Origin of the sequence: Verrucomicrobium sp. 3C (genome assembly GCF_000379365.1) — a bacterium.
GTDB lineage: Bacteria > Verrucomicrobiota > Verrucomicrobiia > Methylacidiphilales > Methylacidiphilaceae > Methylacidimicrobium.
Window position 1 is genome coordinate 410,174 of sequence record NZ_KB901875.1, and the last position, 5,443, is coordinate 415,616.

Sequence of the window (5,443 nt, forward strand, 5' to 3'; positions counted from 1 at the left end):
CATGTCTGCGCTTCACGATAAAGCCTGCGACTTCAGTCGCGGGTTGTTTACACCGCCACTCTTACGGGCCCAACGGAGACCGCGCAAGCGCAATGTTTTGGTGCAGCGGGAGCGTGCCTGCCGGGCTCCGGCGGGCGGAGGGCGCATCACGCAGAGAGATGGCGCGGACGGGGATTCAGCATGAGCGCCCCTCCCTTTCGGCTCAGTCTTCTTCCACCACGAGCGGCGCACCCCTCCATACCCAGCCCCCGGAAAGGACCTTCGCGTAGACGCCGACCTCGGCGCGGTTGTGGCGGGCCGCCGTCCGGAGAATGCCCGGGTCCTGGGGGAGATCCCCCTGAGGGAGGGTCGTCATGACGCAGCGGCCGCAGCCCATCGTGACCTCGAGCCGGACGGAATCGCCGATCCGGAGTCGCTTCCCGATCCAGCCGTTCTCGACGAATCCACGCTCTCCCTCCGGCAGGGCGACCACGAAATTGGGACGGAACCGGCGTGCCTCGAAGAGACCTTCCGGATAGAGCTCGCGTAGCGTCCGGAGTGTGGCTGTCGTGACGAGGTGGACCGGTGCTGCGTCGAAGAAGGTCCCGGGCGGCATCTTTTCGTCGGTGGTCGCCTCCCGGTGGGCCAGCCCCTCGATATCGGGCCAATACTCCTCGAGGCTGACCGCGTCGAGCGCAGAAGAGAGCAAGGAGACCTTCCGGCCGCAGAGAGCCCCCAGCGGCTCGGCCGCCGAGGGATCGTCGCTCCGCCGCCACTCCCCTCCCGGAAGCTGGAAGCGTATGACCGGCTCCGTCGACTCTTCCGGGGAGCGCGCCCAGGAGACCGGCAGATCAAAGATCTTGCCCCACTTGGCCGGATACTTGGCACTCACGATCTTTCCGGTTTCCGCATCCCGGAAGGCGAAGTGGCGGTCGCCGACGATCCCTTGCGCGCCTACTCGGGCCGACGTCAACTCCTCGCCCTTCATCGACTTCACCGGATAGCGGCGCAGACTGATGACCTCTCCCCCGCCCTTTCCTCCCGTGCTCATTGGGTTCTCCTTACGATTGCCTCCATTACCATCCTGGCGACAAGGCTATCCCCGAGACCGGAATCCCGGCAAGGAAAAGCTCTTCGTGGAATCCATTCGAAAAAGATTTGTCCGCCTTGCGCCCGCCTCTTACATATTTTGGCATGGCCGCCACATCCTTGATGACCCCGCTCGGAACGCAAGCTCCTCCCTTTTCGCTTCCGGACACCTCCGGGAAGCGGGTCTCCCTTTCGGATTTCGCCGGATCTCCGGCCCTCCTCGTGATGTTTCTCTGCAACCACTGCCCCTATGTGAAACATCTCCAGCACCATCTGGTCAAACTGGTCGCCGAGTATCAACGCCGGGGGCTTGCGGCGGTCGCCATCAACGCCAACGACCCGGTCCGCTACCCGGACGATTCGCCCGAAAAGATGGCCGAGGTTGCCAAAGAACTGGGCTATTCCTTCCCCTATCTGTTCGATCAGACGCAGGAGATCGCCAAGGCCTACCGGGCCGCCTGCACCCCCGATTTCTTCCTCTTCGACCGGGATCAGCGCCTGGCCTACCGCGGCCAGTACGACGCGAGCCGGCCGGGAAATCCGATGCCCGTCACGGGCGGCGACCTCCGGGCCGCCATCGAAGCGATCCTCGCCGGGAAACCCGCTCCCGCCGATCAGCGGCCCAGCATCGGCTGCAGCATCAAGTGGAAGCCCGGGAACGAACCCGATTAAACGAAACGATCCCGATAATTGAGCGTGCTTGCAGAGAGGAACAAAAAAGCCGGGCCGAGTTTTTTTGCTTGCATTATATACCAACTCTATGGGCTATTAGGAATATGAACTCCCAAAGCCCCGCCGAACAGGTCAAGGCAAGCAGCGATCGCCTGCGCGGAACCCTCGCGGAAGCGCTTCGCGACGCGGCCGCGACTCATTTTTCCGAGACCGACGCCCAGATCCTGAAATTCCACGGCAGCTACCAGCAGGATGACCGGGATCGGCGGACCGAACGGCGGAAGGCCGGCCTCGACAAGGACTGGATCTTCATGATCCGGACCAAGACCCCGGGGGGCCGGCTCAGCGCCGCCCAATATTTGGCGCTCGACCGCCTCGCGGAAACGGTGGGCAACGGCACTCTGCGGATCACCACCCGGCAAGGAATCCAACTCCATGGGATTCAGAAGACCGACCTTCGCCGCGCCGTTTCGGAGATCATCACTTCCGGGATCCTCACTTGGGGCGCTTGCGGCGACGTGGTGCGGAATACGGTCGCCACGCCGGTTCCGGTCGCCGATCCGATCTACCGCGAGATTCAGGAACTCGCTGCCAGCCTCAGTCAGACCTTCCTCTCCCGTAGCCGCGCCTACAGCGAGGTCTGGATCGACGGGGAGCCGCTCCCGCTTGGGGAAGCGGGTCCGACCGAGGAGGAGCCGATCTACGGAGCGACCTACCTTCCCCGGAAGTTCAAGATCGGGATCGCCCTTCCCCCGCGCAACGACGTCGACGTCTTTTCCAACGACCTCGGCCTCATCGCCCATGCGAGCGGACAGGAAGTGGAGGGCTACACGCTCCTGGCCGGGGGCGGCCACGGAATGACCCACGGCCTCCGACAGACACAGCCGCATCTGGCCGAACCCCTTTTCTACGTTCCCAAGGAGCGAGTGCAGGAGGCAGCGATCGCAGTCGTCACCGCCCAGCGGGACTACGGCAACCGGCAAGACCGGAAGCGATCCCGCCTCAAGTATCTCCTCCTTGATCGGGGCATCGACTGGCTCCGCCGGGAAGTCGCTTCCCGTCTCTCCTTCGCGCCGGAGCCGCCCCGCCCGTTTTCCTTCACCACGGTCGCCGATCCCTTAGGTTGGCATGAGCAAGGTGACGGAAAGCTCTTCGTCGGCCTCTTCGTCGAAAACGGCCGCATCCTCGATCGGCCGGGCTTTCGGCTCCGCCAGGCGCTCCGGCAGATCGCGATCGACTTCGGCTTTCCCATCCGCCTCACGGCCAACGGAAACCTCTTTTTGGCCGACATTCCATGCGAACGAAAGGCCCAACTGGACGAGTTCTTGGCCGAGTACGGGGTCCCCACCACCCTCCCGACTACTGCGGCGCGGAGCATCGCCCATGCCTGCGTCGCCCTCCCTACTTGCGGACTCGCCCTGGCTGAAAGCGAGCGCGTCTTTCCAACGGTGATGGAAAAGATCGATCGGATCCTGGAAGAGTTCGGTCTTCAGGAAGAGCCCATCCTGATCCGGATGAGCGGCTGCCCCAACGGTTGCTCCCGGCCCTACAACGCCGACTTGTCCTTCGTCGGACGAGCTCCGGGCAAGTATGCGTTCTTTGCCGGCGGAAGCCTTGCCGGAGACCGACTCGCCGGTTTGGAGAAGCGAAGCGTCGGCTTAGAGGAGATTCCCGACCTCATCCGCGGCTACCTGGCCGCTTTCGCGCGCGAACGGCTTCCGGAGGAGAGCTTCAGCCAATACTGGGCGCGAACTCGCCCGCGCGGACCGCTTCCCTCCCCCGACCAGTTCCACGACGAAGCGGTCGAAACGAAAGTCGTGGCGCCGGCCTGACCCGTCTAACCGGCTGGATCCCCCTTCTTGGTCTTTTTGGGCGTGGGCGGGAAGAGCCAGCGGTCCACACCCCAGTACCGGCCTGCATTCGCAGAGCCGAGGACCAGGAAAATCGTCAGGAGCAGAAGACCCAGATTCCTCTGGCAGGGACCCATCCAGTAGTCGGCCAAAAAGTAGTTACCCGCCAGGAAAAACCCCGCAAACGAAGCCAGGCGAGCCAAGAGCCCGAAAGCCAGCGAGAGCCCGAGCAGAAGCTCTCCCCACGCCACCAGGGCGGCGATGAGACGGCGGTTGGGAATCGCCGAGCGGTAGAGAAAGGCGCGATACCCGCCAATCGGATTCTTCTCGGCAAACTCCAAAAGCCGCTTGGGCAAAGCTTGCTGCCACCGCTCGGAGACGGCCGGGGTCGGCAACCCGCCCACCCTTCCTGCCCAACTCAACTTGTGGACTCCGCTTTCCACAAAAAGCAGCCCCGTCAGGATACGCAATACCGCCAGCCAGCGGTCCGCAACCGTCATTCGCTCCTCTCCTCGGCCTTCTTCACCCGACCCTTGCCATGGTTCTTGTCCTGCTTCTGGGAGAAGACCGGAGCGAAGCTTCGCAGCGGTATGCCCACCGGCACCGTACCCCCTTCATGCCGGCTCGCCCGTTCGAGCTCCACCTCGTAGACGACCCGGTCCGGGCGATAGTAGCGCTTCTGGAAGTAGATCGGCCGATCGTCCAACGTGTAGGAGAGGCGGGAGATCAGGAGCAGCGCCCGACGCTGCCCGACTCCCAAGGCTTTGGCCACCTCCGGCTCGGCTTCGACCGCCTCGATCCGGTAGTGCCCGCGCAGGACCGGGATGCCATGATCCGCTCCGAGAATCCGGTAGATCGTCTCTCTCGTCAGGTCCCGTCCCTCGAGCATCTTGCCGTATTCGCTCGGGAGCCAAGTCTGGTCGAGCGCGATCGGCTGCCCATCCCCGAGGCGCAACCGGTCGAGCCGGACGCAGGGAGCTCCTTCCTTCAGTCGAAGGCAGGAGGCGAGCTTGGCGCTCGCTTTCTCTGGGCCTTGAAAGAGGATGCGCGAGCTCGGCTCCACCCCGGCGCTCGCCATATCCTCGGAAAAGTCGGTGAGGCGCACGAGCCCCTGCCGCAGCCGGGAGTCCGCCACGAAGGAGCCGACCCCCTGCCGGCGAAAGATGAGGCCGTCGGCTTCGAGCGTCTGAAGTGCCCGCCGAACGGTGATCCGACTCACCAGGAACCGCTCCTGAAGCTCCTTTTCCGAGGGGAGCCGGTCCCCTTGACTATAACAGCGCGACTCGATCTGATCCCGCAGCCAGATGGTCAGTTCCTCGTGGCGGGGCAGCGGCCGCGCCGGGGTCTCCTCGCCCCGGGACCGCTTCCGGCTTTCCTCGCCCGCCGCATGGGTTCTTTTCCCCTTCATAGAGTTCCTGGAAGGAAATCTGCGATTTGAATCGCGGGAGGAATTGCGGTTGCGCGGAACGCAACACGTGATATAGTCTTTCCGACACGCAACGAGTTATCACCAATCGCAATTGTGTTTACAAAACCGCATACCATGTGGTATGGTGCCCGAAGTATCGGATCGACGTGTTGACGGGACCGGTGGCCGAGGAAATGCGAGCGATGCTGGATTCGATTTGCGCGGAAAGAGAATTGGCCGAGTGATCTCTCGAAGGAGATTCCAGCCGGGACCACATGCCATCCTGTTTCTTCAGGCCATGCCCTCCCGCCATTGCCGTGGGCCGAGCGCCGTCAAGGTGCTCAAGGGCCGTTAGACGCCTCGGCCTTGCTGTTTTCAACGTTTCCACGCGCACTTAGAGGAGCGGTTGTGGGATGGGAGCATCTCTGGTCTCCATCCTATTACG

Annotated in this window: 6 protein-coding genes; 3 read left to right on the top strand and 3 right to left on the bottom strand. The window is 63.5% G+C overall.

The annotated features are described in order from the left end of the window. Positions 1 to 202: 202 nt before the first annotated feature. Complete coding sequence (locus A37A_RS0102450; RefSeq protein WP_018289956.1) at positions 203 to 1,030, bottom strand: MOSC domain-containing protein; 828 nt, start codon at positions 1,028 to 1,030, stop codon at positions 203 to 205. 143 nt (positions 1,031 to 1,173) lie between these two features. On the opposite strand from A37A_RS0102450, the gene A37A_RS0102455 reads away from it, so the two are divergent. Further along, complete coding sequence (locus tag A37A_RS0102455) at positions 1,174 to 1,740, top strand: thioredoxin family protein (RefSeq protein WP_026195602.1); 567 nt, start codon at positions 1,174 to 1,176, stop codon at positions 1,738 to 1,740. Between the two features lie 104 nt (positions 1,741 to 1,844). Further along, on the top strand, positions 1,845 to 3,572 hold the full coding sequence (locus A37A_RS0102460) for an NADPH-dependent assimilatory sulfite reductase hemoprotein subunit (RefSeq protein ID WP_018289958.1): 1,728 nt from the start codon (positions 1,845 to 1,847) through the stop codon (positions 3,570 to 3,572). Positions 3,573 to 3,577: 5 nt separating this feature from the next. On the opposite strand, the gene A37A_RS17970 is transcribed toward A37A_RS0102460, so the two are convergent. Together A37A_RS17970 and A37A_RS0102470 are read right to left on the bottom strand one after the other, a co-directional pair. Next, positions 3,578 to 4,090: a DoxX family protein gene (locus A37A_RS17970; RefSeq protein ID WP_018289959.1), complete on the bottom strand. Its 513-nt coding sequence runs from the start codon at positions 4,088 to 4,090 to the stop codon at positions 3,578 to 3,580. Further along, positions 4,087 to 4,998 carry a GntR family transcriptional regulator gene (locus A37A_RS0102470; RefSeq protein WP_018289960.1) on the bottom strand — a complete coding sequence of 304 codons (912 nt, stop codon included), beginning with the start codon at positions 4,996 to 4,998 and terminating at the stop codon, positions 4,087 to 4,089. The genes A37A_RS17970 and A37A_RS0102470 overlap by 4 nt, the downstream gene beginning before the upstream one ends. Positions 4,999 to 5,135: 137 nt before the next feature. On the opposite strand from A37A_RS0102470, the gene A37A_RS18860 reads away from it, so the two are divergent. Continuing rightward, complete coding sequence (locus A37A_RS18860) at positions 5,136 to 5,243, top strand: transposase (RefSeq protein WP_196799465.1); 108 nt, start codon at positions 5,136 to 5,138, stop codon at positions 5,241 to 5,243. Positions 5,244 to 5,443 lie beyond the last annotated feature (200 nt).

What these genes read in the sequence shown, in the direction of transcription:
- A37A_RS0102450 (WP_018289956.1), bottom strand. Translation starts at nt 1,030, where the DNA reads ATGAGCACGGGAGGAAAGGGCGGGGGAGAGGTCATCAGTCTGCGCCGC.
- A37A_RS0102455 (WP_026195602.1), top strand. Translation starts at nt 1,174, where the DNA reads ATGGCCGCCACATCCTTGATGACCCCGCTCGGAACGCAAGCTCCTCCC.
- A37A_RS0102460 (WP_018289958.1), top strand. Translation starts at nt 1,845, where the DNA reads ATGAACTCCCAAAGCCCCGCCGAACAGGTCAAGGCAAGCAGCGATCGC.
- A37A_RS17970 (WP_018289959.1), bottom strand. Translation starts at nt 4,090, where the DNA reads ATGACGGTTGCGGACCGCTGGCTGGCGGTATTGCGTATCCTGACGGGG.
- A37A_RS0102470 (WP_018289960.1), bottom strand. Translation starts at nt 4,998, where the DNA reads ATGAAGGGGAAAAGAACCCATGCGGCGGGCGAGGAAAGCCGGAAGCGG.